Source organism: Psychrobacillus vulpis (assembly GCF_006861825.1).
In the GTDB taxonomy this organism is placed as follows: domain Bacteria; phylum Bacillota; class Bacilli; order Bacillales_A; family Planococcaceae; genus Psychrobacillus; species Psychrobacillus vulpis.
The window spans coordinates 107,980-133,092 of record NZ_VDGI01000001.1 but is presented as its reverse complement, the minus strand read 5'-3'; the positions used below and the strand labels follow the sequence as shown (position 1 = coordinate 133,092).

24 protein-coding genes are annotated in these 25,113 nt (G+C 36.1%); 20 read left to right on the top strand and 4 right to left on the bottom strand.

Going from position 1 to position 25,113, the window contains the following annotated elements:
* Positions 1–124: 124 nt before the first annotated feature.
* The 3 genes from FG384_RS00665 (at position 125) to FG384_RS00655 (ending at position 3,905) form a co-directional block, all read left to right on the top strand.
* Positions 125–499, top strand: coding sequence for an ArsR/SmtB family transcription factor (locus FG384_RS00665; RefSeq protein WP_142640628.1), 375 nt, complete (start codon positions 125–127; stop codon positions 497–499).
* The gene (locus FG384_RS00660; RefSeq protein WP_142640627.1) at positions 483–2,600 is read left to right on the top strand and encodes a heavy metal translocating P-type ATPase; all 2,118 of its coding nucleotides are present in this window, start codon (positions 483–485) and stop codon (positions 2,598–2,600) included. Before FG384_RS00665 ends, FG384_RS00660 begins: the two co-directional genes overlap by 17 nt.
* A 195-nt stretch (positions 2,601–2,795) precedes the next feature.
* Positions 2,796–3,905 (top strand): GNAT family N-acetyltransferase, encoded by a 1,110-nt coding sequence (locus FG384_RS00655; protein WP_142640626.1) that lies wholly within the window; start codon positions 2,796–2,798, stop codon positions 3,903–3,905.
* A gap of 41 nt (positions 3,906–3,946) precedes the next feature.
* Here FG384_RS00655 and FG384_RS00650 read toward each other — a convergent pair whose 3' ends face one another.
* Positions 3,947–4,102, bottom strand: coding sequence for a lmo0937 family membrane protein (locus FG384_RS00650; RefSeq protein ID WP_142640625.1), 156 nt, complete (start codon positions 4,100–4,102; stop codon positions 3,947–3,949).
* A gap of 217 nt (positions 4,103–4,319) precedes the next feature.
* On the opposite strand from FG384_RS00650, the gene mntR reads away from it, so the two are divergent.
* The 6 genes from mntR to FG384_RS00620 all read left to right on the top strand — a co-directional run bounded on the left by mntR (position 4,320) and on the right by FG384_RS00620 (position 8,997).
* Positions 4,320–4,739, top strand: a complete 420-nt coding sequence (gene mntR, locus FG384_RS00645; protein WP_142640624.1) for a transcriptional regulator MntR — start codon at positions 4,320–4,322, stop codon at positions 4,737–4,739.
* Positions 4,740–4,831: 92 nt separating this feature from the next.
* The gene (locus FG384_RS00640) at positions 4,832–5,692 is read left to right on the top strand and encodes a CvfB family protein (protein WP_142640623.1); all 861 of its coding nucleotides are present in this window, start codon (positions 4,832–4,834) and stop codon (positions 5,690–5,692) included.
* Between the two features lie 93 nt (positions 5,693–5,785).
* Entirely contained in the window at positions 5,786–6,703 is a 918-nt protein-coding gene (locus tag FG384_RS00635) for a DUF1002 domain-containing protein (RefSeq protein WP_142640622.1), read from the top strand.
* 210 nt (positions 6,704–6,913) lie between these two features.
* Positions 6,914–7,882 carry a ring-cleaving dioxygenase gene (locus FG384_RS00630; RefSeq protein WP_142640621.1) on the top strand — a complete coding sequence of 323 codons (969 nt, stop codon included), beginning with the start codon at positions 6,914–6,916 and terminating at the stop codon, positions 7,880–7,882.
* A gap of 33 nt (positions 7,883–7,915) precedes the next feature.
* The gene (locus tag FG384_RS00625; RefSeq protein ID WP_142640620.1) at positions 7,916–8,197 is read left to right on the top strand and encodes a GNAT family N-acetyltransferase; all 282 of its coding nucleotides are present in this window, start codon (positions 7,916–7,918) and stop codon (positions 8,195–8,197) included.
* 326 nt (positions 8,198–8,523) lie between these two features.
* Entirely contained in the window at positions 8,524–8,997 is a 474-nt protein-coding gene (locus tag FG384_RS00620) for a DUF4064 domain-containing protein (protein WP_142640619.1), read from the top strand.
* 139 nt (positions 8,998–9,136) lie between these two features.
* On the opposite strand, the gene FG384_RS00615 is transcribed toward FG384_RS00620, so the two are convergent.
* The gene (locus FG384_RS00615; RefSeq protein WP_142640618.1) at positions 9,137–9,622 is read right to left on the bottom strand and encodes a GNAT family N-acetyltransferase; all 486 of its coding nucleotides are present in this window, start codon (positions 9,620–9,622) and stop codon (positions 9,137–9,139) included.
* 138 nt (positions 9,623–9,760) lie between these two features.
* On the opposite strand from FG384_RS00615, the gene FG384_RS00610 reads away from it, so the two are divergent.
* Positions 9,761–10,210: a GNAT family N-acetyltransferase gene (locus FG384_RS00610; RefSeq protein WP_142640617.1), complete on the top strand. Its 450-nt coding sequence runs from the start codon at positions 9,761–9,763 to the stop codon at positions 10,208–10,210.
* A gap of 73 nt (positions 10,211–10,283) precedes the next feature.
* A complete protein-coding gene (locus FG384_RS00605) occupies positions 10,284–10,589 on the top strand; it encodes a hypothetical protein (RefSeq protein ID WP_142640616.1) in 306 nt (101 codons plus the stop codon).
* A gap of 45 nt (positions 10,590–10,634) precedes the next feature.
* Here the strand turns inward: FG384_RS00605 and FG384_RS00600 are convergent, their stop codons facing one another.
* The gene (locus FG384_RS00600) at positions 10,635–11,771 is read right to left on the bottom strand and encodes an MFS transporter (RefSeq protein ID WP_142640972.1); all 1,137 of its coding nucleotides are present in this window, start codon (positions 11,769–11,771) and stop codon (positions 10,635–10,637) included.
* 354 nt (positions 11,772–12,125) lie between these two features.
* Here FG384_RS00600 and FG384_RS00595 point away from each other — a divergent pair, with 354 nt between their 5' ends.
* The 4 genes from FG384_RS00595 to FG384_RS00580 all read left to right on the top strand — a co-directional run bounded on the left by FG384_RS00595 (position 12,126) and on the right by FG384_RS00580 (position 15,058).
* Positions 12,126–12,917: an AraC family transcriptional regulator gene (locus FG384_RS00595; protein WP_142640615.1), complete on the top strand. Its 792-nt coding sequence runs from the start codon at positions 12,126–12,128 to the stop codon at positions 12,915–12,917.
* An 80-nt stretch (positions 12,918–12,997) separates the two neighbouring features.
* Positions 12,998–13,765, top strand: a complete 768-nt coding sequence (gene yidC / locus FG384_RS00590) for a membrane protein insertase YidC (protein ID WP_142640614.1) — start codon at positions 12,998–13,000, stop codon at positions 13,763–13,765.
* 51 nt (positions 13,766–13,816) lie between these two features.
* A complete protein-coding gene (locus tag FG384_RS00585) occupies positions 13,817–14,062 on the top strand; it encodes a hypothetical protein (protein WP_142640613.1) in 246 nt (81 codons plus the stop codon).
* 153 nt (positions 14,063–14,215) lie between these two features.
* The gene (locus FG384_RS00580) at positions 14,216–15,058 is read left to right on the top strand and encodes a M15 family metallopeptidase (protein WP_142640612.1); all 843 of its coding nucleotides are present in this window, start codon (positions 14,216–14,218) and stop codon (positions 15,056–15,058) included.
* Between the two features lie 559 nt (positions 15,059–15,617).
* On the opposite strand, the gene cls is transcribed toward FG384_RS00580, so the two are convergent.
* Entirely contained in the window at positions 15,618–17,048 is a 1,431-nt protein-coding gene (cls, locus tag FG384_RS00575; RefSeq protein ID WP_142640971.1) for a cardiolipin synthase, read from the bottom strand.
* Between the two features lie 187 nt (positions 17,049–17,235).
* On the opposite strand from cls, the gene FG384_RS00570 reads away from it, so the two are divergent.
* The 5 genes from FG384_RS00570 to FG384_RS00550 all read left to right on the top strand — a co-directional run bounded on the left by FG384_RS00570 (position 17,236) and on the right by FG384_RS00550 (position 25,101).
* On the top strand, positions 17,236–18,627 hold the full coding sequence (locus FG384_RS00570; protein WP_142640611.1) for an L-cystine transporter: 1,392 nt from the start codon (positions 17,236–17,238) through the stop codon (positions 18,625–18,627).
* Positions 18,628–20,200: 1,573 nt separating this feature from the next.
* The gene (locus FG384_RS00565; protein ID WP_142640610.1) at positions 20,201–21,130 is read left to right on the top strand and encodes an ABC transporter ATP-binding protein; all 930 of its coding nucleotides are present in this window, start codon (positions 20,201–20,203) and stop codon (positions 21,128–21,130) included.
* A 12-nt stretch (positions 21,131–21,142) separates the two neighbouring features.
* On the top strand, positions 21,143–22,417 hold the full coding sequence (locus tag FG384_RS00560) for an ABC transporter permease (RefSeq protein WP_142640609.1): 1,275 nt from the start codon (positions 21,143–21,145) through the stop codon (positions 22,415–22,417).
* The gene (locus tag FG384_RS00555; protein WP_166462343.1) at positions 22,414–23,523 is read left to right on the top strand and encodes an ABC transporter permease; all 1,110 of its coding nucleotides are present in this window, start codon (positions 22,414–22,416) and stop codon (positions 23,521–23,523) included. Before FG384_RS00560 ends, FG384_RS00555 begins: the two co-directional genes overlap by 4 nt.
* A gap of 15 nt (positions 23,524–23,538) precedes the next feature.
* Positions 23,539–25,101 (top strand): aminotransferase class V-fold PLP-dependent enzyme, encoded by a 1,563-nt coding sequence (locus FG384_RS00550; RefSeq protein ID WP_142640607.1) that lies wholly within the window; start codon positions 23,539–23,541, stop codon positions 25,099–25,101.
* Positions 25,102–25,113 lie beyond the last annotated feature (12 nt).

Genomic DNA, 25,113 nt, shown 5'->3' with positions numbered 1-25,113 from the left:
TAATCGAATGATACTGAGACTGAATGATAACATTCAAATATTTATTTGAATGTCTTTGCATTTTGAAAATTCTAAGCATATAATGAAATTAACAATCAAATGCCCATTTGAATGAGGTGAGAAAGTGCAAACAAAAGATATATGTGAAGTAACGAAAGTACACGAAGATGTGGTGCTTTCTGTAAAAGAGCGATTGCCTGAAGTTACGAAAGTTGCGCAAGTTTTTAAAGCATTAGCGGATGAAACAAGATTAAAAATAGCATTTGCACTAACAATAGAAGAAGAGCTTTGTGTATGTGATGTGAGCGAGATTATTGGTTCCTCGACAGCAACAGCATCTCATCATTTACGTTTTTTACGAGATTTATCTCTTGCGAAATCTCGTCGTAAGGGGAAATTAGTTTTTTATTCATTAGCAGATCATCATGTCAACGAGTTAGTAAAAATCGCATATGAACATGTGATAGAAGAAGGTGACGAAAATGGAGAACACAGTTAAAAAAGAATATCGTCTTGAAAATTTATCGTGTGCCAACTGTGCAATGAAATTTGAAAAAAATATAAAAAATATTCCTGCAGTCGAGGATGCAATTGTGAATTTTGGAGCATCTAAAGTTTCTGTTGTTGGCGATGTATCAATTGAAGATATTGAAAGAGCGGGGGCATTTGATGGTATAAAAGTGGCACCTGTGAAACGACGAAAAGAAGAGAAAATACCATTTTACAAAAGAAAAGAAAATGTAGTAACAGCCATATCATTCATTTTTTTACTATTTGGGATTATCGCATCTTTTGTATATGAAGAAACACATCCAGTTGCGATTGGCTTGTTCGTTATCTCCATTGTTGTCGGTGGTTACGATATGTTCAAAAGTGGATTGATGAATTTATCTCGCTTTTATTTTGATATGAAAACACTCATGACGATTGCGATTATTGGAGCAGCAATTATAGGTGAATGGCGTGAAGGAGCCGTCGTTGTTTTTCTATTCGCGGTAAGTGAAGCATTAGAAGCTTACTCGATGAACAAAGCTCGTCAATCAATAAGTCAATTAATGGATATCGCTCCACCAACTGCAACGATTCGTCGAGGTGGACAATTAATAGAAGTAGATACAGAATTTATTCAAATAAATGACGTGCTTATTGTAAAGCCTGGTCAAAAAATCGCAATGGATGGGATTGTGTTGAAAGGAAGCTCTTCCGTAAACCAAGCATCCATTACTGGAGAGGCAGTACCTGTTTTCAAAACGTCTGGTGACGAAGTATTTGCAGGTACATTGAATGAGGAAGGTTCGTTAGAAGTACAAGTAACAAAAAGAGTAGAAGATACAACGATCGCAAAGATTATACATTTGGTAGAAGAGGCGCAAGCAGAAAAAGCACCGTCGCAAAAATTTGTAGATAAATTTGCCAAGTATTACACTCCTGTGATTATTGCAATTGCTTTCCTAGTAGCTATTGTTCCTCCTTTACTTGGAGCTGAATGGCAAACATGGATTTACCAAGGCCTTGCGGTATTAGTAGTAGGTTGTCCTTGTGCATTAGTAGTATCTACTCCAGTAGCAATTGTGACAGCTATTGGGAATGCTGCGAAGCAAGGGGTACTTATTAAAGGTGGCATACACTTAGAGGAAATTGGGCGTTTACAAGCAATTGCATTTGATAAAACTGGAACATTAACAAAAGGGTATCCGGAAGTGACATATGTGGAGTCTGAATCAACAAACGACTTCATTCAAAAGGTAATGTCGATTGAAACATATTCTCAGCATCCACTTGCACAAGCAATCGTCAATTACGGATCGAGAGAACATATTCACGCTGTAGAAGTCGATGAATTCCAATCTGTAACTGGTAAAGGGGCAGAAGGAATAATTGAAAGTAAAAAGTGGTCCGTAGGTAGCGTTTCATGGATACTTTCGATTAGCACTGTCCCAGCAGAAGTAATCGAACGTGTAGAGCATTTACAATCAGAAGGAAACACAGTAATACTTGCTGTAGAAGATGGTATCTATAAAGGCTTTATTGCAGTTGCAGATCCAATTCGTTCCACAAGCAATAAAGTATTGATGGATTTAAAATCGGCTGGTATCAAGCATACTGTGATGCTCACTGGAGACGATGCACGAACTGCGAATGCTATAGCAGCTAAACTTGGTATGACAGATGTCGAAGCGGGACTAATGCCAGAGCAAAAATTAACAGCCATTAAGGCATTAAAAGAAAAGTATAAAGCAGTAGCAATGGTTGGTGACGGAGTAAATGATGCACCTGCACTAGCTGCTTCCACAGTTGGGATTGCTATGGGTGGTGCAGGAACAGATGCAGCACTAGAGACAGCAGATGTTGCATTGATGGCAGATGATCTAGAAAAACTACCTTATACTATACGATTAAGTCGAAAAGCATTGCATATTATTAAAGAAAATATTATGTTTGCATTAGGGTTAAAAATCGTTGCACTATTACTAATCATCCCAGGTTGGTTAACATTATGGATTGCCATTTTTGCAGATATGGGAGCGACATTACTAGTAGTGCTGAATTCATTACGCCTATTAAATTCATTCAGCAAGGGGAAAACCCCAGCTGAATAAATTTAAAGCCTCCGGGGGATGCCACAGATTTTTAGGGGGATTTATCGAGCAAGCTGAGGCCTGCATGATGCAGGTCAGTTAGCCATTGTCGCAAGGACGCGACGTTCTTAGGCTAACTTCCTTACTTGATATGGGCACAATTACGCCGAGGCGTATTTGATATGAGAAATAAGTAGTATGTTTGGAGGGAATAAAATGAAGCTTACTGAATGGACGATGGAAGAGCAAGAACTGCTTATCCATTTTATGACGACAAATACATGGCCGTACCATGGGAATTCTCATCCAGCTAGGGAATTAATAGAAAAGACAATCGAAGAGGGCGGATATCAATCCGATGAAGTAAAGACATTTTGGGTTGAAAATGAAGAGAATAGTAAAGTCGGAATCGTAAAGATTTACGATTTACAAGATGAAATTCCTTTATTTGATTTACGAATTGCAGATGAAGCGCGAGGAAGAGGGTATGGTCCTAAAGCTCTGAAAATGGTTGCAGCGTATGTTTTCGAATTACCGGAAGTAAAAATCCGATTAGAAGGTCATACAAGACAGGATAATTTTGCAATGCGAAAAACATTTGAACGCGCAGGCTTTGTAAAGGAAGCCCAGCTTCGTCAAGCTTGGTTTTCTCCGAAAGAAAGTTCTTACTATGATGCGGTTACGTATGGCATGACAAGGGATGACTTCTTAAAAGGAACCGCAACACCAGTTAACTGGGATGATGATTTCAATAAAAAAGCAAAAAATGATGAAGATCAGTCATTTGCTGAGGAATTTTATACTGAACGTCTTGTTATTCGAGCACCAAAAATAGAGGACGCTCAAGAAGTTTGGAAATCAATTATTCAGTCACATGATGCATTGAAAGATTGGATGCCTTTTGCTCAGAAGAAGCAAACATTAGAAGAAACGACTACTAATTTGCGACAATCTATTGCAGATTTTATCACTCGAAAAGATTTAAGACTTCATTTATTTCTAAAAGATACTGGTGAATTTGTAGGTTCCTCTGGATTGCATCGTATAGATTGGAATGTTAGGAAATTTGAAATTGGTTACTGGATAGACAGTAAATTTGAAGGCAAAGGGTTAATGACAGAGGCTTGTGAACGTATTACACAATTTGCCTTTGAGGAATTATACGCAAACAGAGTAGAAATCCGCTGTGATAGTGAAAATGTACGTAGCCGTTCTGTGGCAGAAAGACTAGGTTATATTTTGGAAGGAACTCTTCATCACGATTCTTTATCGGCTGACGGGAAAAATTTACGTGATACATGCATTTATGCAAAAACAAAAAATTAAAAGAGGAAGCTGTCATGTAGTTGGCAGCTTCCTTTGTTTTTCTACAGTGATCTTTTTCCTGTAACTAGTTGAATAACAAAAATAATACCGGCAATAATTAATAACGCGTGAATAAGTCCTCCACCGATTTTTAATACTAAACCGAGTAACCAAAGTACGATTAATATAATGATAATAGTCCATAATATTTTACCCAATCAAAACTCATCCTTTCATCTAGAGCTTGTTGTATCAAATTTTACCCTTTCGTAAACAGTGTTAAACATTACATTGATTTTTTAAGAATGATGAGAACCTTATCGACTTCTTCTTAGATAAGGTTTTTTTGTTTTGGAATAGGCTAATATATCTATATTTGTGGTAGGGAGCAGGATGTAGTAAAATAAACGAAGTAGTTATGAAAGGAAGATATGTATGCCAACACCAAGCATGGAAGACCATATTGAACAAATATATATGTTAATCGAGCAAAAAGGATATGCTCGTGTGTCTGACATTGCAGATGCTCTATCAGTATTGCCATCTTCCGTTACAAAAATGGTACAAAAATTGGACAAAGATGGCTTCTTAATATATGAAAAATATCGAGGATTATCCCTCACCCCTAAAGGGTTAAAACTAGGGAAGAAGTTAGTTAAAAGACATGATTTGTTAGAAGACTTCTTAAGACTAATTGGGGTAGAGGAAGAGAATATTTATAATGATGTAGAAGGGATAGAACATCATTTAAGCTGGAATTCTATTGACCGTATCGCAGATTTAGTATTGTTCCTAGAAGAAAATCCTTCTCTTCAATCAAAACTTCTTGAATTGAGACAAGATGTAAATGAGTAACTGTTTGTTTAAGCTGTTGAAATAGCGGTTATAGGATAAATAGTGAACATAATTAAACAAAATAGAAATTGGGCAGAAGGAGATCGATACATTTGACAGAATTAGCATCAGGAGAAATAGTTACATTACTAGTGAAAGCACAAGAGGGGTCAAAGTGGATACTTTCTCATAACGAATTGGAGATTCCATTGAACGCTTCAGAAGCACCAGAAGATTTAAAAGTAGATGACTCTATAAAAGTCTTTTTATTCGTAGATCGTAGAGGGAATTTATCTGCAACTACCCAGCTTCCTATTATACAAAAAGGTACGTATGGCTGGGCAAGAGTGATTAAAGTTTCAGACAAAGAGGGAGCTTTTGTCGATATTGGGACATCGAAAGAAGTTCAAGTAAAAGCAGAAGATTTACCGAAAATTAAAGAACTTTGGCCAGCAAATGGAGATCACTTATATATGACCCTTCGTACCGATAAAGATGGAGAATTGTTTGGTCGGTTAGCGACAGAAGATCGTGTAGAAGAATTATATATAGACGCACCAACAACTTTGTTCAACCAAAATGTGCAAGCAAGACCATATAGACTACTTCCAATTGGAACGTTTTTACTAAGTGTGCCAGAAAATTATCGTATTTTTGTGCATGAGTCAGAGCGTAAGGAAGAACCAAGACTTGGGGAAGACTTAACTGTACGAATTATCGATGTGAAGGAAGATGGGTCATTAAATGGTTCACTTCTTCCTCGAAGACATGAGCGCTTAGGTGATGATGCAGAATCTATTTTCCGCTATATAAAAGATGTAGGTGGAAAAATGCCATTTACAGATAAGTCGTCACCGGAAGAAATCCAAGAAATGTTCACTATGAGTAAGGCTGCTTTTAAACGAGCTCTAGGTAAATTAATGAAAGATGGAAAAATTGTTCAAAACGATGGCTGGACAGAATTGAAAATGTAAATATTTTGGAGTGAAAAGAATCGATTTATCGGAACTTTTTACTCCTATTTTCGTACTAATGGGAGAATGGATAGGAAAGAGGGGGTATTTTGTATGAAAAGATTGTTACAACCATTTATAGCAGCTATTTTAGTGCTTGGAGTTTTTATTACACCTTCCATCACATATGCGGACTCAGACGGAAGTACCGAAACCGAGCCTATTAATGAAAAATTTGGTGCACCTATAGTAGTGTATGGTGGAAACCTAAGCGAATCTGAAAAGAATAGTGTAAAAGAAAGCTTAAAAATAACAGATAGCTCTGACATTCAAGAAATTGAAGTAACAGGGAAAGACTTGGCGAAGTATTTAAAAGACGGAGATGCTTCAGCAAGAATGTTTTCTTCAGCCAAAATTACGAGAAAAGATGCTGGTAAAGGTCTTGTCATTAATATTGTAACTCCAGATAATATTACACAAGTTACAACAGAAATGTACGCAAATGCAATGCTAACTGCCGGCATTCAAGATGCAGTAGTGGAGATTGCTGCTCCTAAGCCAGTAACAGGTCACTCTGCACTAGTAGGTATTTACAAAGCATATGAAGTAACTGGTGGAGAGTTAGACCCTGAGCGAACAGATGTAGCAAATGATGAATTATCCGTAGCAACTATCCTTTCGAAAGAAGCGGGTATCGATGAAGCAAAAGTTAGTGAATTATTAACGGAGATTAAAATGCAAATTGCGGAACAAAATCCTGTTTCACGAGAAGAGGTAGAGAAAATTGTTTCAGAGCAACTTGCTAATCTAAAAATCGAGCTATCAGAAAAAGATCGCCAATTATTAATTGATCTAATGGATCGAATTCGCCAGTTGGATATTGATTTTAGCAAATGGTCTGATCAATTAAATGATCTTAGCAAAACAATTGAAGATAAAATAGGCAAAATAGTAGACAACGAAGGGTTTTGGGAAGGTGTCAAAAACTTCTTCAGAGATTTAGTTGATTCCATTCGTTCTATTTTTAACTAATCATTGCACCCGGATTATCTAATGAGACAATCCGGGTGTCTTTTTATTTTAAAAAGAAAACAATTGGACAATAATAGTCTAGAGTTGGACAAACATCATCCAAAGTTGGACAATGCCTATCCGACCTGAGGTTTGCACATACTAAAATTATTTGTTATTATAATGAAAAATATCTCGAATTCAAGATATTGTGTACTGGAGGAAAAAACGATGAAACTTACTGGAATACATCATGTATCTGCTATAACAGCGGATGCAGATAAAAACCATGATTTTTTTACACGGATATTAGGAATGCGATTAGTGAAAAAAAGCGTTAATCAGGATAGTACTTCTTCCTATCATTTATTTTATGCAGACGCAAAAGGTACACCAGGTACCGATATGACTTACTTTGACATTCCTCGAGCAGGAAGAACATATCCTGGAGTATCAAGTATTAGTAATACAGGGTTTCGTGTCAAAAGTGAAAAGGCACTTGAATTTTGGAAAGAGAGATTTACGAAATTTGGAGTACCTCATGATGAAATTAAAGAAAGGTTTGCAAGAAAAACACTATATTTTGAAGACTTTGAAGGCTCACGATTAATGCTAGTCGTCGATGATGGAAAAGGAATATCTTACGGGGAGCCATGGGTGAAAGAAGAAATTACTGCAGAAAACGCCATAGTTGGATTAGGACCTGTTAAACTTACTGTGCGAAATGCTGCTCCTACTGAAAGAGTGCTTACGGATATATTAGGCTTTACTCTTGCTGGCACGTATCCTTCTGATATTCCTAATATGTCCGATATTTTAGTTTATACTATAGGCGCAGGAGGTCCAGCAGGTGAAGTGCATATTGAAACACGAACTGATTTACCTATAGAAAGACCGGGGCGTGGAAGCGTACATCATGTTGCATTTCGTATTCCCACTATGGAAGATTATCCTAGATGGGAAGAGTTATTACGAGCTCAGGGCTTTGTCACTTCTGGTTTAGTGGATCGCTATTATTTTAAATCTATTTATTTTAGAGAGCCAAATGGAATTTTATATGAATTAGCAACAGATGAGCCAGGTTTTGATTCAGATGAGCCTATGGAATCTTTAGGGGAGTCTTTAGCATTACCGCCGTTTTTAGAACCTAAACGAGCTCAAATTGAAGCAGGATTGCGCCCGTTGTCAATTAACAATTAAATATGTTAAAATTCAAAAAAGGAGTGGTAAACAATGGATTTTCAATACAAAGAGCTAGGCAATGACGAATTTGCTTATCAATATATTCAAGACGGTGAGACGTTAGGAGAAATTACTTGGACATTACTTGGAGACGTAATGGTTATGGACCACACGTACGTTTCGGATGCGTTGCGGGGGCAAGGAGTAGCTAAAAAACTACTTGATACTGCCGCAGTATATGCTCGACAAAATGAATTGAAGATTGAGCCGGTATGCTCATACGTTGTTGCTGCATTTAACAAATCTAGTGAATATGATGATGTAAAAGCATAATAATAAAAGGCAATCCACTTCTTTTAGAGAGGATTGCCTTTTAAATTTCTAATATTAAATATGCGTAAATAAAACTAAAATACCTGTTAATGCCGATGCACCTGCCAATGTATAAAAGAAATCAGATTGACTAAAAATTAGATTTTTCTCCATCCTAATCTTCCTTTCTATAATGTGTGTTAGTATATTAATACCCTTATTTGTGTGATTATAAACAGGTTTATCTCAACTTATGCAGGGAAGATTGAAAATAGTCGAAACTTTTATGTCAAAAATACGTACAAGTAATATGGAATATAATTTTAAACATAGGAGGGAAATATAGTATGTCTCGTACAGGTGAAATAGTTTTAGGAGTTATAAGTGCAATTTTTACAACTATTGCCATTATACTGTTTTCATTATTAGTTATCGGAGGAAATGCAGCTATTCAAGATGATATGCTGAAATCTGAATTTGAACAAGAAATCATAAATGATCCAACGTTATCAGGCCAAGATGTAGAAATAATTACGCAAGGTGTTGATACATTTATTAATTTGTTTAGCGTACTAGGATGGGGATTCGTTATAGCACTTGTCATTAGTTTAATTTTAAACATAGTTGGAATTGTTTCTGTAACGAAAAATAAAAATCCAAAACTTGCGGGAATTATGTTTATTTTAGCTGGTTTATTAGCTGGTGTTATTTCGTTAACATCGATTCTATTATATGTTGCTGCAATCATGTGTTTTGTTCGTAAGCCGCCAGTTCAATTGTCGGAGCAAGAAGATTACTATTCTACAGAGAAAATGTACTAAAACTAATACTTCACAATTGAAAGTGATGCAAATTCCTTGCGACAAACTTTTGTTTGAACCAACATAATTTAAAGAAACACCGGCCTATTTAATAGGTCGGTGTTTCTTTGTAAACAAAGTCAAATTTCGAGGTATCACTTCAGACTGTCTTTATTAAATATACATATTTCGCAGTAGATAAAGGATGACCTTCGAAAAATTCATCAAATTCTTCTAAACACTCAAATCCAAAGCGCTCATAGAAAATACGCGCTTGTTCATTTTTACTTTCCACATAGACAAATAACTGCTTTCCTTGTGGCATTTCCTTTAGTCCTGCTTGAAGTAGTTTTCTACCGTATCCAATTTGTTGATATTCTGGTAACACATAGATTGCAGTCAATTCTGCATCTCCATCTGCATCTACATATGTAAAATTAGCAAATCCAACGGGTTGGCCTTCATATTCTGCTATTAAAAAAATAGTTTTTTCTATTCGTTTAGCAAGCATTGTGCTCGAGTAAGCCTTTTTTAAAAAAAGAGCTTGAATATCGTCGGGAATAATATGCTTATATGTATTGTTCCAACTGATCTTTGCGATTTGTTGAACAGTTGCAATATCTTTAAACGTCATCGCCCTAATCATTTGAAATCACCTCTAAATTCTTTTTGCTATCATATCAAAAATTATATCAATCTTCTACTCTTGTGTGATAATAAAAGAAAACGTTTTATAAATACAGAAAGAAAAACTGTCTTTTTGTATAGAAAAGAGGGAGTCCAAATGACCTGGAAATTACTAAAGTTTGATGAATTCGATGTACGTCGTTTATATGAGGTGCTGAAGCTACGCGTGGATGTTTTTGTCGTAGAACAAAATTGTGCTTATCCAGAGTTAGATTCATATGATGAAAAGTCATTGCATTTAATGTATATAGAAGAGGATGAAGTTGTTGCGTATTGTCGACTAATTCCTGATGGAGACAAATACGATAAATGTTCAATAGGAAGGGTAATTATAAAACAAAAAGCACGTGGAACTGGAATGGCAAGAAAACTCATGCATCGAGCAATAGATGAGGCAGAAAATGCGTGGAATGTGGATACAATTAAGTTAAGTGCACAAAGCCATCTACAAGATTTTTATGGATCTATAGGATTTATAAAAAATTCAGAGGAGTACGATGAAGATGGAATTCCCCATGTAGATATGATTCGTAAGAAAGTAAAATAAAAGGTGTTATTTTAAAAATTATAGGGTATGTAAGGTATAGATATAAAATTTCTATCACTGGGAGGTAATTTATATGGCTAAAAGCAAAAATAAATCTCTATTATTAGCAGGACTTGCTGCAGGAGCTTACGCATATTTTAGAAAAAAAGAAAATCGTGAGAAAGCAATGGTAGCATTTAATAATACGAAGACAAAAGTAAATTCTTATTTGGATTCACAAAAGCACGATCGTTCAGATTTCACGACAGTTGGTCATCCAGATCCACATGATATCCCAGATAATAAGATGGTAGCAGAAGGTGCGATGACAAGCGTTCAATATTATAACGAAGAAGTACAAGAAAAAAACAGAAAACCTATAGCACATAATGTAGAGTAACAAATATTAAAAATACGGCGACTCTTCATGAGAGCGGCCGTATTTTTAATTAGTTCTACTGAAAATGGAAAGGGCTGATGCTATTATTAATATGATACCTGTTAAAATAAATCCTCCATTTGCAGTAAGCTCTAGTAAACCTGTAACGCTTGAACCGATGACAACACCAATAGAAAAGAATGCATAAAAATAACCATATGCTTTCCCACGATAGGTTGCATCAGTAGAGTCGATAAGTAATGAATTGATAGAAGGAAATAAAAAAGCAAATCCTATTCCATATAAACACATCCAACCATACATCCATTGCAACGTCTCTGTTTGCCCAAGTAACAACATACTTAATCCCATTAGACTCATTCCAAAAGCAAGCGTTTTAATAGGCTTTACACGGTCAAAAATTCGATTGATAGGTAACACAAACACTAATATTGCAACAAACCCAAAAGTACTCAGTAATAAACCGCTTATTTTTGAATCAAATCCAAGGTGAAGAACCTTTAGAGGAAGCATATAAGCTAATACTCCTTGGGAAAACATTAAAAAGAATGCACCAGTGAATGCCTTAACCAATCCACTCTTTTGGAAAATGTCTTGAACTGTTACAGGAGTAGTCTTTTGGTTTTGTTCTACGTCTTTTTTTACAGCAACAGATCTTAACATGAAAATAGCGGCAACGCTTAATATGAGTAAAATAGCACCATTAACATTTAATACAAATACTTCACTTTTTATACTAGCCACTATTCCACTCATCGCAGGACCAGTAATAGCAGCTAGTCCTACAAATGCACCCGATAATGCGACTCCTTTACCTCGTTTTTCTTGTGCAGTTTGATTGGCTGAATAAGTAAAGGCTGCTGGTACGATAAATCCAGCAACTAATCCATGGATAAAACGTATTAATAAGAGTCCCAGTGCATCTGTTGCACCTTGGTATAAGAATAGAGACAAGCTAGTAGCAAAAAGTCCAAATATTAATACATAAAAGGGCCCTTTTTTATCCGTTAAAAATCCTGAGATAATGTTCCCAATAGTGTTAGAAAATGAATACATACCAACAACTAAACCAGTCAAAAAGGGTGTCGCGCCTAGAGACTCTGCAAAAGGGCTCATGATAGGCAACTGCGCGAATAAATCGAAAAACGAAAAAAAGATAATAATATAAACAAAAAAGCGCAACTGTACTCCCCGTTTCTTAGATTTCACTTTTCCTCCAGTTTAGCACTTATTTATTATTTTGTGCAGTTTCATTATAGGCATTTAGAGGAATGAATCTTCATTTCATAAGGATGGGTGTTGCCTCAAATTCGATTGTTGGATTTCAAATATAATACCTACTGTCGAAATAATAGATATTGATGTATGTTTTTTTAGAGGAATATACGTTCTATTGTGAAGTAGAGTAAGAACAGAATAATAGGAATATAGTAGAACTAAAATATTTTTTATTTACAAGATAATGTTATAATATAGTTCTGTATGCCTAAAAAATATAATAATATGAATTACTTAAAAGAGGAAGATGAGGTCTTTATGCAGCGCACAGATAAAACATTTTTAGAACACTTTTCGAAATACTACATTAAAGAGTTAAACTCAATGGATTTAGTCGGAGGACTGGACCAATTATATGAATTAGAAAATAAATTATTTCTCGATATGTATGCATTTGAAATAGAAAATGCCAAAAAAACTTTAAGAGAAATTATTGAAAAAATTATTACACGTGCTGGTAAACATATGATTTTAGCAGTTAAATATTACTACATACAATTATCTGCAGTAATGGCGAGAAAACTATATGAATGTCAAGTACCTGCAGATAAAGTGTCTGCTTTTAGTGTCTCCAGTGTTGAGGTGATAGAGCTAAAAATGAGCGATGCACAATTTCTGCAATATGCGGATGAACTAGTAGAATTTTTTGTAATGGTTATTACAGAAAGAAAAAAACCCTCCTTTGGCCACCAAACTGTAAATAAAGTGATACTATTCATCAATGATCAAATCGAAACAGATTTGACAGTTGAAGATATAGCAAAGCATTTTCGTATTAGTACAAGCCATTTATCACGTATTTTCCGAGAACATACTGGCGTTACATTAGTGGAATATTTGAACATTCGAAAGATCGAAGAGTGTCAGTATTTCTTAAGACATACGAACAAAGGTATAGCGGACATCTCTGATTCTTTTCACTTCTGCAACCAAAGTTATTTCACAAGAATATTCAAAAAATACACAGGTTTAACACCAAAACAATTCCGAGACCATCAGGAGTATGCCAATTTCAAATATAATTTTCCAAAAGAAAACAAAACCATTTAAAGTTTCCTTTAGGTTATATTTGATAAATAGCTTCATAGTAAGGTATACTCGATATAGTTTGATAATTGAAGGTGAATGAATTGAAAAAGAAAATTAGTTTGCTTTCTATTCTTGTGTTCGCGACTGTATTATTGAGTGGATGTGCAGGGGTAGAGAATAAAGAAGGTACCTTTTATAATATTTTTGTACGACCTTTTGAATTTTTAATTCATTTCTTTGGTGAAATGTTTAATGGGAGTTACGGTCTAGCTATTATTGCAATTACTGTTCTCATTCGATTTGCTCTGATGCCTTTGATGCTTAAAAATTATAAGCACCAACAAGGCATGAAAGTAAAAATGGACAAACTGAAGCCTGAAATGGACGAAATCCAAAAGAAATTAAAAGAAACAAAATCAAAAGAAGAACAAGCTCAATTACAACAAGAAATGATGGGTTTGTATCGTAAACACGGAGTAAATCCGTTAAATATGGGCTGTTTACCTATGCTTATTCAAATGCCAATTGTTATGGGATTGTACTTTGCCATTTCACATTCAGACGAGATTAAGGCACATCCATTTCTATGGTTCAACCTAGGTTCTCCCGATATTGTGATGACGCTTATTGCAGGAGCAGTTTATTTCCTTCAAGCAAAAGTATCTTTATGGACAGTACCTGAGCAACAAAAGCAACAAATGAAAATGATGATTTATATTTCACCTATTATGATTATGTTTATTTCCTTTAGTTCTATGGCAGCATTGCCATTATACTGGACTATTGGTGGGATAATTTTAATATTCCAAACATATTTAGGGCGTAAATTCTACTCAAATCATCCCGAAAAAGCAGAAGAATCAGTATAAAATGAAACGAAGCTTCTTTTAGCTTCGTTTTTTTCTTGAGAGGTGTCGAACGTGAAGAGAAATTGGATTTTTGGTTTATTAATTACAGCTGTGAGTATTACTTCATTAGTATTCATTATTTTAGGAAACTTAAATATGGCTGTGCTTTTTATGACTGCGATATTTGCTTTAAGTAATGGGTATCGTGCGATTAGTTTTAAAGAGAAAGGATTCATTCGTGAGGCAAAATGGATGCGAGCTATGGCAATTGTTTTTGCGGTGTTATTCTTTGTCGTATTAGGGTTAATCCTATTTTAAGAAACGCTTTACCTGTAAAAGGGTAACGCGTTTTTTACCTTTAGTTTCTTATATTTTCAAAATTACATAATAATGGAATTGGTTAAGTTTTGCGGAATTTATCATGAAAAAATGTTAAACTATTAAGTATCGTTATTGGAAAGAAGGAAGACCATGCAATCAAGACAGAGTTTTTTAAAAAAGAAAAATCAAAAGAAGTGGCCATATATCGTTTCAGGGTGTATAGCAGCTGCAATAATAGCATTAATTGTTACTTGGATTGGGTTAAATGATTGGAATATAGATAAAAGTATTGCAGCATTAGGACTTTCAAATGATAAGGGAAAACCTACTACTGAGGAAAAGGTAGACGAGCCTGCAATGGAAGAAAATGATGAAAAAGAACAGCCAGCTGCTGAAGAAGAACCGGTTGTCGAAGAACCTGAAATAGATTTGTCTGGTGCAAAGGGATATGTTGGTCATGAAACATTACCAGAAGAGCCTAAATATGTTGAAGGAGTTCTGATAGCGAGTAAAACGTACCCGCTCCCTTCTACTTACGCACCTGGTGAAAGTAAAGAAGCACGAGCAGCATATGAAGAAATGGCAGCAGAAGCAAAGCTTTCCGGTTATAATCTAGTTGCTTTTAGTACATATCGCTCTTTTGATTACCAAACGCAATTGTACAATAAGTATGTCAGCAATGATGGTCAAGAAGAAGCAGATCGCTACAGTGCTCGTCCAGGATATTCAGAGCATCAAACTGGTCTTGCATTTGATATTGGAGAGCAGCATTTTGAGCAACATTTCGCAAGAGAAAGCTTTGGGGAGACGGAAGCTGGAAAATGGGTTGCTGCAAACGCACATAAATACGGATTCATTATGCGTTATCCAAATGGAAAAGAGAAAATAACAGGTTACATGTATGAACCTTGGCATTTCCGCTATGTTGGAGAGCAGCTAGCAACGGAAGTGTATAAAGCAGGAACTACACTAGAAGAATATTTTGAAATGTAAAAAGTCAGCTTTCATTTTGTATGTTTTTGGACATCATCGCATATCAACTCCTAGATTCAACACGTAGAGGACATAGCAACGAGAACCTGCGGAAAAACGGAGTGTCCAAGACCCTGCACGAGCGTAGAGCATGGTCACTAAAAAACTGTCTATTTTTTTTAGATAAATACTTTTTCATTTCTAGAAAATCGTTGAAAAAGGCGACACTCCTGCAGTAATAGCTTTAGCCGAAGACCCCGCAGCGAAGCGAGGAGGCTAAGGCAACGCCTGCGGAAAGGGAGCCGTTTCAACGATTTTCTTATCTGTTGGGTTATTATACAACTCCGTCTAGCAACGTCGATTATAGGGACTTTTTCAGTACCCTCAGCGTAGCGAGGAGGATGCTTGGCGATTCGTCCGCGGAAAGCGAGTGGCTTTTTCCAGACTCGATTAGCCTTCCTTCTCTTCTATAAGAAAAAAGACTATAGGCAAACTCGAATTTATCGAGTTTTCCTACAGTCTAAAGTCAGCTTTCATTATGAAAGCTGACTTTTTTAGTTATATAATGTCTAGACTTTTCTTAAAGAATTGGTGAAAGGAGACGTGCTAAAGATTCTTTGAATTTAATCATTCGACTTCTTTCCTCATATAATTCCCATGTTAGTTGAGTTGATAGTTGCATGTCTTTTTCGAAGTGTTCTGCTAGTATATGTGAAGTTTCGCGATCATAGATAAAAGCATTTACTTCAAAGTTAAGTTTAAAACTGCGAATATCAATGTTAGCAGTGCCGACCGTAGATGCCTCATCATCAATCACAATCATTTTCGTATGCAAAAATCCATTTTCGTAAATGTAGACTTTAGCCCCGGCTTTTATTAATTCGCCTACATAAGAATAAGTAGCCCAATAAACAAAAATATGATCAGGCTTGTTTGGAATCATTATGCGCACATCAATTCCAGATAAACAAGCAATGCGAAGAGTATCCATAAAACTTGCATCTGGGATAAAGTAAGGAGTTTGAATATAAATGTATTTCTTCGCCATCATTATTAACTTTAAATATCCGTTTTTTATTTGCTCCCATTCCGATTCAGGTCCGCCAGAGACAATTTGTAGACCAACAGAACCTTTTAAAGGAATTGCAGGGAAAAAGCGATCAGAATATTCAATGTCGTGCTCGACAGAAGCCTGATTCCAATCTAGTATAAATCGAGTTTGTAGTGGATGTACTGCGCTTCCTTCAATACGTAAATGTGTATCCCGCCAATACCCGAATCGTTTATTTAACCCTAAATATTCATCGCCTACATTGAATCCCCCAATATAACCTATACGACCATCAATGACGACAATTTTTCGGTGATTCCGATAATTCATTCGTGGATTAATTAGTGGTAAAATTGCTGGGAAAAATGCTTCCACACGTCCACCTAGCTCAATAAGCTCTTTAAAATGTCTTTTTCTTAAAGAACGAGATCCCATATCATCGTAAAGAATACGAACTTTCACACCTTGTTTCGCTTTTTCTAAAAGGATTTGATATATTTGCTGTCCAAGATGATCTAGGCGAAAAATATAATATTGAATATGAATATGGTCTTTCGCATATTCTAAATCATGTAAAAGTGCATCAAATTTTTCTCGCCCATCATTGAAAATGTCCACTTTATTATCTTGTGTTAACACAGCCTGATTATTGTGTAGATGCATGATAATCAATTCTTTGTATTGACTTGCATCATCTAGACGAAAATCGAAAGAATCATCTTCAATTGCTTCCATTTGATATTCGATTAATTTATCAATCCCGATCTTATTTTTACCTTCCCACCGGAATAAGTGTTTTCTACGTAATTTTCTCCCAAATAGCAAATAAATACCGAACCCCAGAATTGGTATAAAGAATAGGATCAGAAGCCAGGCCCATGTAGAAGAAGCATCTCTACGCTCTAAAAATATTAATGCGATTGCAAGGAAAATATTTAGTATGAGAGTGCCAGAAATCATTAAACTTAATAAACTCGCTGCCAAATTGACACCTCCAATTGTATCTATTGGGATTTATCTCTAGTATAGCGGATTTGAGGAAAATAAAGAAGATACGTGTGTTTACAAGTAAAAGTAATAAAACCTACTTGACCTATAGGAATAAAAGTAATATCATATGAAAAGTATTAAAAATGGGGGTATTTAAATGGATATATTATTTATCATTCTCAATGTTGCAGCATTATTGTTGTTCGTTGGAGTATTAATCATAATGCAAAAGAAACATATTTCATTCTCAAAACGAGTGTTTACAGCATTGGGATTAGGGATTGTTTTAGGTTTAGCGTTAAATTTTATTTATGGCGTAACTTCGGAAGTTTTAAACGAATCGATTGAGTGGTATAACTTAATTGGTTCTGGTTATGTGAAGCTTCTTCAAATGATCGTAATGCCGTTAGTATTCATTTCTATTTTAGGAGCATTTACGAAATTAAAAATTGGTAAAAATTTTGGTAAGATGGCTGCAATTATATTAAGTATTTTAATTGGTACAACTGCGATTGCTGCAGTTGTAGGAATTGGTTCAGCTGCAATTTTTGATTTGAACTCTGACCAAATTGTTCAAGGAGATGCAGAATCGGCTCGTGCAGAATATATCGAAGGACGTTCAGCGGAAGTGGCGGATAAAACACTTCCACAGCAATTACTAGATTTGCTTCCTGCGAATCCATTTTTAGATTTCACAGGAGCACGTTCAACATCTACGATAGCAGTCGTTATCTTTGCTGCATTTTTAGGTTTTGCTTATCTAGCAGTTGCTCGTAAAGATGTAGAAGTAGCAGCAACGATTAAAACAGGAATTGACGCGATTTATGCGCTAATTATGAGCGTAGTGAAAATTGTTCTACGTCTAACTCCATACGGAATTTTAGCAATTATGGCAAGAACTGTAGCAACATCCGATTTTGCAGCAATTTATAACTTAGGGAAATTTGTTCTAGCATCATATGTTGCTTTAGCAGTTATGTTCGCAATTCATTTATTAATCATTACTCTTTCTGGGCTAAACCCTTTCACATACGTGAAAAAAGCGGCAGAGCCATTATTATTTGCTTTTACGTCTCGTTCAAGCGCAGGTACTCTACCTATTAATATTAATACGCAAACTAACAAGTTAGGCGTTTCGGAAGGAATTGCAAACTTCTCTGGTTCGTTTGGTTTATCAATCGGACAAAATGGATGTGCTGGTATATATCCTGCAATGTTGGCGTTTATGATTGCCCCTTCTCAAGGTATCAATCCGTTAGATCCATTGTTTATCCTAACTGTCGTTGCTATCGTAGCGATTAGCTCTTTTGGAGTTGCAGGAGTTGGTGGTGGAGCAACATTTGCCGCAATTCTAGTACTTTCAGCTTTAAATCTACCAGTAGCTTTAGCTGGTTTACTAGTTTCAGTTGAACCATTAATCGATATGGGGCGTACAGCAGTAAATGTAAGTGGTTCAATGACTGCTGGTGTTGCTACTGCAAAGATCACAGGGGAACTGGACAAAGATATGTACAATGCTCCACTTGAAACACAAACAGTAGAAGCTTAATAATATAAATAAAAAAGCTGTCCTTTACAGGACATTTCAAACTGTAGGCAAACTCGATAAAATCGAGAGTTTGCCTACAGTTTTTTTATAAAATAGAATGATGACAATTGAGTCCGGAAAAAGCCACTCGCTTTCCGCGGACGAAACGCCAAGCCTCCTCCTCGCTAGGCTCGTGCGGGGTCTTGGACGCTTCGTTTTTCCGCAGGAGTCTCGCAGCTTTTTCCTCTAGAGTTGCTATTCGAGATGTTCAAATACATCCAAAATGAGTGTGATTAGTTCAGTCTTTATTCTTATAAAATAGAATTAAGACTAATTGAGTCTGGAAAAAGCCACTCGCTTTGGCAAAATTCCATGCTTCCTCGTTGCTATGTTGTAGGCGCTGAAAAACTGTCTATTTTCTAAGTAAATACTTTTTCATTTCTAGAAAATCGTTGAAGAAGGCGACACTCCTGCGGGAATAGCGTTAGTCGAAGGCCCCGCGGCAAAGCAAGGAGACTGAGGCAACGCCCGCGGAAAGGGAGCCATTTCAACGATTTTCTTATTTACTGGAATATTAGACTACCTCATTTGGCAAAATGCTCCGTTTTTCCGAAGGAGTCTCGCAGCTTTTTCCTCTAGAATTGCTACTCGATATGTTCAAATACATCCAAAATGTGCGCGATTAGTTCAGTCTCTATTCTAATAAAATAGAATTAAGACTAATTGAGTCCGGAAAAAGCTACTCGCCTTCCGCGGGCGAAATTCCAAGTCTTCTCGTCGCTACGTTGTAGGCACTGAAATACTGTCTATTTTCTAAGTAAATACTTTTTCATTTCTAGAAAATCGTTGAAAAGGCGACACTCCTGCGGGAATAGCGTTAGTCGAAGGCCCCGCAGCGAAGCGAGGAGACTAAGGCAACGCCCGCGGTAAGGGAGGGCACTGAAAAACTCGAATTATTATTTTGTAGGAACTATTTGCTGAATTTATTTAAGAGAATTTAGCGCGACGCATGAGACTCCTGCGGGAAAGCGAGACAGACGAGACCCAGCACGAAGCGGAGCGAAGGAGGAGGCTCGTTGCTCGCCCGCGGAAAGCGAATGCCAAAGCGATAAACTCTCTTAACGACTATTTAATGGAATTTATTAGAATAACACTTTTTCAGTGCCCTTCGGAAAGGGAGCCGTTTCAACGATTTTCTTATTTATTGGACTATTGGACAATCCATTTGGCAAAGTCGAATAATAGAGACTTATCAGTACTTTCGCTACGGTCGTAAGTGGTTTTGGACGTTCCGTTTTTCCGAGGAGTCTAGCGCTTTTTACTCTAGAGTTCTTATGCCATAATGTCCAAAGCATACAAAATGAACGTGATCACTTCCCCTCACTCCTAAAATTTTTCATATATTAGTGTGGAGGATGTGCAGTTCAAAGCAGTCGTCAACTGTTAAGAGAGGTGACTTAAAGAGCACTTGTCCTTTTCTAAGCTTGTAAATAATTTCTTCTTCCTTTACATAAATTTAAGAATGATCATTTCTAGAATATAGAAATTAGTTTGTTATAATTTAACTAAATATGTATATCAAGGAGATGGAGAAATGCTACAAGCAATCAATCTTCAGAAAAAGTTTAAAACAAAAGAAGTAGTTTGTAATATTAATATGCAGTTAGAAAAGGGAGAATCTGTTGGTTTGCTTGGACCAAATGGCGCAGGAAAATCAACAACTATTTCAATGCTTTCTTCCTTAGTAATGCCCACAAGTGGAGAGGTTTTTTGGAACAAAGTATCTATCAATAAAAATCCGGAAGCTCTTCGTAAAACACTTGGTATAGTACCACAAGAAATTGCATTATATCCAGAGTTAACAGCTAAGGAAAACTTAGCTTTTTTTGGTCGCATCTATGGATTGAAAGGTCGATTATTAATAGAACGGACGGAAGAAATATTGTTAAAGATTGGGCTGTCAGATCGAAAAAATGATATTGTGAAAACATTCTCCGGTGGGATGAAACGCCGTTTGAATATTGGAGCCGCTCTATTACATAAACCATCCATATTAATCATGGATGAACCAACAGTAGGAATTGATCCACAATCAAGAGCCTATATTTTAGATACTGTAAAACAACTCGTCGAAGAAGGGATGACATTGCTATACACAAGTCACTATATGGAAGAAGTTGAGCTTCTTTGTGACAAAATTTATATTATGGATCAAGGTGAAATTATCGCCTACGGAACAAAAGAGGAGTTAAAATTACTTGTTTCAGACAATCAAACAATCGAATTAAAAGCACATCTATTATCTTCCGCTTTCGAAGAAGCACTACAAAAGCAATTTCCGATGGCAAGCGTTCGTAAAGAAGAAGATATTCTATTAATCTCCATGCCTAAAAAGGAAGAGCCATTAGCGACTATTTTTGCGATAGCTGCTGATAATGCTGTGACCATCACATCTGCAATTGTGAAAATTCCTTCCCTTGAAGATGTATTTTTACATTTAACAGGCAGAGCTTTAAGAGACTAGGGAGGAATTGTAATGCTATTAAGCTTAATTGGAAAGCAAATGAAAATGTTATTGCGTAACAAACAACCTCTCATCATCTTACTAGTTATGCCATTAGTTTTAATCACTATTCTTTCAACTGCTCTTGCTGGTGTAATGGATAATGGTGGAGAGTCAGCAATTCAAGCAAGGCTCGTTATTTTGGATGAATCAAACTGGGAGCAGGAAGAAGAATCTATTAAAAGTTTCATAGAGGAACAAGGAGTTAGTGGATCTGCATTGGATGCCTTACTTACTCAAGTGAAAATGAATGATCCTATTCATATTTTAGAAAACTCCATTTTAGCCTCTAAAGAAGTGGGAAAATATATTTCGGTTGAAAAGAAAAAGGCAACTGATTTAAATAACCTTCGTAAAGACAAAAACATTGATGGTATTTTGATGATTCCATCTAATTTTCGTTTAAATTATATAAAGTCGGCTTATTTTGGTGTAAATCAAACACCTGATATAGATGTATTTTTAAGTCAAGAAAATGAAATAAGAGCTTCTATTATCCAATCGGTAATTCAAGAGTGGCAAAATGGTTTCACGAAGTCACTTGTTTTTTCGAAAGCAGGAATTTCACCGAATGAAATAATGCAAAACACTGAGAATGTTAAAAAGATAGAACAGGAATTACAAGAAAGAGAGAGAAAAATCCCTGCTTCAATTTATTACACAGTTGGAATGCTTGTCATGTTTGCACTCTATATTCCAACATTTCTATCGGGATTCGCATTACAGGAAGTACAGTGGAAAGTATATGATCGACTTATTTTAGCAGGTGTTTCATCCACTTTATATACAGTTTCTATTTTTATTACAGGTACAATTGTGGCCGTAATGCAACAAGCCATCATTCTAATTTTCGGTAAACTCGTATTAGGAATTGACTGGATTGGAGCAGAAGGAATGCTTGTTATTGTATTAGGCTACAGTTTCTTTATTGGGGGGCTTTCCTCTTTATTAACGACGCTACAACTTCGTACGAAATCTGAAGGGGCGGCAAATATATTTAGTGGATTTGTAGTTTCTATTTTTGCATTTCTAGGAGGCTCGTTTTTTAATATTGGAGATGTCTCTAGTTTACTTGCGAATATCGGAAATTTCACACCAAATGGGGCTACAATGACAGCGATTTTATCTATTCAAAAAGGTCAACAATTAGAAGTAATTTGGTCTTATATATCTGCTCTGTTTGTATGGTTTATTCTTTGTGTGTTGTTGTCGATCGTTTTATTTCCGAAAAGAGGGGGAACATCATGAAGGGAATATGGCTTGCTAGACTCCAAAATCTAAAAAGAAAACCTCTCGTTCTGATTTCAATGACTGTTATGACAGTTATTTTTGCTTTTGTATTAAGTGGTGGTGTTGGTAGTAGCATCCCGTTACTGGTTGCTACGGATCATACGAGCATCAGTCAAGAAGTTTTGGAAAGTTTACAAAGGAAAGAAGACTATACAATAACTGTTATGACAGAAGAAGAGCTACAGGAAGTAATAAAGGAAAAGAGAGATTCAATCGGAATATTACTCAATGAAAAGACGTATTCTGTTCTAGCAGATATAGATTCAGATATAGTAAGAAAGTTATCGCTTGAAATAGAATCAACATATAATGAACTTGCTTTTCGTGGGCAAGTGATCGCCGAAGCTGGTGCCAGTAAGTGGGAGCAAGTCGAAAAAGGCATGAACGAGGAAAAAGCATTTCTATTAAAAGAATCGTCTATGGATGAATCGCAAGTTTTTAGATATGATGGAGCACTGCAGAGTTTGTTTGGATTCATGCTTTATTTTGTTTTTTATACAATTTCCATCAACGTACAATTTATTTTAGAGGATAAGAGAACTGGAGTATGGAATAGATTGAAACTAGCTTCCATTAGTAGATTTCAACTGTATTTCGGTCATTTATCCTTCAGTTATATAATTGGGCTTTTTCAGATGCTGTTAGTCATTTTAGTGTTTAGATTTATTATTGGCACGAATATGTACGGGGGATTGTGGAAAGTTGTAGTTATTTCCAGTTTCTATGTATTACTTGTGATGGCATTCTCCCTTTTTATCATCTCTCTTGTAAAAACAGTTAGTCAAAGTAGTGTTATTATTTCGTTACTCGCTGTAGCTTTTGCAATGATTGGTGGGGCATATTGGCCGCTAGAAATTGTACAATCGGAAGGCTTGCTTGCGATGAAATGGCTATCACCAATTTATTACGGAATGGAATCTTTTAAGAGAGTTACCATATATGGGGAAACCTTAACTGGAGTAATAACGTATTTAAGTATGATGTTCTTTTTAGCTGTCTTACTATTAGCGGTGGGAATTACTTTACTAGAAAAAAGAACGGAGCGTTATCATTCTAGTGAATAAAGGAGGATGATAAAAATGTATTGGTGTAAAATTGCACGAACTGAAAAAGAATTTGAAGCGATTGCAAAGTTAAATTACGAAACATTTGTAGAAGAAATTCCGCAGCATGAACCTGATCCAAGTGGAATGCGTGTGGATGCGTTTCATCATGAAAATGTTTACGTAATTGTGTTAAAAGATCAAGAGCTTGCTGGGATGGTTGCGTTTCGCGCAGCACGCCCTTTTTCTCTAGATCAAAAGCTTGGACAAGTTGAGGAGTTACTTCCGAAGGATGCTCTCGAAGGACAATTATGTGAAGTTCGGCTAATGGCTGTCGCAAAGGCTCATAGGAACGGCCGAGTATTCTATTATTTAGCACGCGCATTATCTGATTATGCGTATGAAAATGGATATGGGGCAGCGGTTATTTCTGGAACGATTCGAGAGCAAAAATTATATAATCAGCTAGGTTTTGAACCATTTGCAGATCCTGTTGGAACGGAAGAAGCACTTTTTGTTCCTATGGTGCTGACTAGAGAACGATTTGATAATTCTGTCGCTGCCCGTTTTAAGCAAAAGAGATATTCATTTTATCCAGGTCCAGTTCAACAAACTGAAATTATTCAAAAAGCATTTATAGAAAAACCAATATCCCATCGTTCACATGAATTTAAAGTAATGCTTGAGCGAGTGAAAAACGGGCTTTTAAGAATGAGTGGAGCGGCATATGTGCATCTTTTAGTTGGAAGTGGAACACTTGCGAATGAAGCGATGATTGCACAGTTACATGTATTAGGGGAAAAGGGATTAATCGTTACAAACGGAGCTTTTGGAGAGCGTCTTGAAAAACAAGCAGATAGATGGGGACTTTCTTATGCTGTACAAGCTTATGAGTGGGGAAAGCCATTTGATTTAGCAGAGATTGAAAGTGAGCTTAATACTGGCAACTATAGTTGGCTACTCATGACACATGGTGAAACCTCAACTGGTATGTTAAATCAATTAAATGAGTTAGTGGAAATATGTAAAAAAAATAATGTGTTGTTATGTGCAGATTGTGTGAGTTCTTTTGGAGCTCTTCCTTTTCAAATGGATGGGGTATATTTAGCTACAGGAGTCAGTGGTAAAGCAATCGGAACAATGAGTGGTTTAGCATTTGTCTTCTCTAACACAGAAATAACGACTAGCGAAAATATTCCTGCGTATTTAGACATTGGATTGACAGCTAAGCATATGATTCCATTTACGATGCCTTCTCAATTTGTACTTAGTTTAGAAAATGCACTAAAGGCGTATGAGGATGGGGCTAGATATAAACTTTTACATAACCGTATGAAGTTTATCGAAGAAGAAGTAAAAAAGTATCAAATAGAATTGTTTGCAAATAAAAACTATCCAATGATTTTTACTTGGACAGAGACAGAATTTCCCCAATTAGCAGAAGATGCGCGTATGTCTGGCTTTGATCTACATTATAAAAGCGATTATTTATTGGAAAAAGGATTATTACAAATCTCTTGCATTCAACCAGATTTCGAGGATGCTTGGTCCAAGTTTACTGCATGGCTAGATAATTATCGGACGTATCATGATCGCTAGAGATTATGCTGG